Annotated in this window: 2 protein-coding genes; both read left to right on the forward strand. The window is 47.3% G+C overall.

Annotated features, from left to right (window positions below):
• Nucleotides 1-38: 38 nt before the first annotated feature.
• A complete protein-coding gene (locus KDK19_RS04920; RefSeq protein WP_257291464.1) occupies nucleotides 39-914 on the forward strand; it encodes a GIY-YIG nuclease family protein in 876 nt (291 codons plus the stop codon).
• 65 nt (nucleotides 915-979) lie between these two features.
• A complete protein-coding gene (locus KDK19_RS04925; protein ID WP_257291465.1) occupies nucleotides 980-1507 on the forward strand; it encodes a hypothetical protein in 528 nt (175 codons plus the stop codon).
• Nucleotides 1508-1517 lie beyond the last annotated feature (10 nt).

The following is a 1517-nucleotide window of genomic DNA, read 5'->3' on the forward strand; positions in this document are numbered from 1 at the left end:
TGAAATCACCGGTTTAAAATGACCTCTCGATTAAGTTTATGCAACCAGCCACAATAAAACTCTTCCTCGTCAAGGGCAGCCCGACTGGCCTCCGTACCGCAGAGATCTCAAACTGGTCAGGCAAGGCCATTGCTGGCCCCCGCAGTGATCTTGATGACTTTCTGAGCCGCCCGGAACTTAAAAGTCCGGGCGTTTATCTGCTCTCTGGTATTGATGCAGATTCAAATGAGCCTGAGATCTACATTGGTGAAGCAGAGGACGTATCCAGTCGTCTTAAGCAGCACGCCAAAAATGAAGATAAGGACTACTGGGTTCATACATCAGCGTTCGTCAGCAAAGACGATAACCTGACCAAAGCCCATATTCGTTACATCGAAGGAAAGCTGATCCAACAGGCCCACAACAGCAAGCGAGTGGTTGTGATGAACAGTGCGTCCAGTGGATCTTCACTGCCTGAAGCTGATTGCGCGGAGATGGACGTTTTTTTCGACAGGGTGTTGCAACTCCTGCCAGTGCTGGGCATTCATCATTTATCGGCTCCCGTACTGACCCAGTCGTCCCAGGTCAGCCAAGGTAAGGGAAAGATAAATGATAAGGCTGATCAAATATTTTTCTGCAAAGGCAAAGGCTTGATGGCTGAAGGGAAACGATCCGAGGATGGCTTCACTGTTTTTGCTGACTCCCAAGTCGTCAAAGTGCCCAACAAGGCCTGTTCAGCAGGCGTTCTCAAGCATCGAGACAGACTAATTGAGAAAGCGATCATCAAACTGGATGGTGATTGTTATGTTTTCACAGAAGACTATGAATTCAGCAGCCCCAGCACGGCTGCTTCTCTGGTGAAAGGTGGAAGCCTGAATGGTCTTACCGCCTGGGTGGCAGAAAACAATAAAACACTGAAGGAGCTGGGGAGTTAATCTCTCCCTTCGGCTTTAATCAAGGCCTGCTCCCTCTTGCCGCAGGCTCAATGAAGTGAGGCAATATGGATATTATTACTACCTCTCTGGCTACAATCATTACAGCAATGTCAGGCAGTATTACTGACAGTTATATTGAAAATGCTAATGCTGAAATAACGAGCCGGGTTATCCAGCACCAAGGACAGGATATTTATTTTGAGCATCAGGTATGGAGAATCCGAAATAGCAGCGTCTGCCAGAACAAGCACCAGAAAATCACTGAATTCTCTCGGTGCACTCTCGCGGCCAAAGCGGCATTTATTGAAATCTGTCAGGCCCACCAGCACAAGAACTATACAGCCCATAAGGCAAAGTCGATGGTGAGAATGTTCTGTCAGGCTGCGTCAAACTTCAAACCCACCATCGCAATGATCCAGCCCTCCTCCCCCGCATCCAGTAAAACCAAAATAGATAACACTGAACTGATTGAAGCAAAGCAAAACTGCTCAGCATTGATTCTCGAAAGTCAAATGTCTAACGACCCGTTTATGGAAGCAAAGCGAGCTGATGCCTGCAAAAAATACAAACAACTTTCCACAAAACAACAATAAGGCTTGAGCA

The organism is Endozoicomonas sp. ONNA1 (genome assembly GCF_024606325.1).
Lineage (GTDB): Bacteria > Pseudomonadota > Gammaproteobacteria > Pseudomonadales > Endozoicomonadaceae > Endozoicomonas_A.

What these genes read in the sequence shown, in the direction of transcription:
- KDK19_RS04920 (WP_257291464.1), top strand. Translation starts at nt 39, where the DNA reads ATGCAACCAGCCACAATAAAACTCTTCCTCGTCAAGGGCAGCCCGACT.
- KDK19_RS04925 (WP_257291465.1), top strand. Translation starts at nt 980, where the DNA reads ATGGATATTATTACTACCTCTCTGGCTACAATCATTACAGCAATGTCA.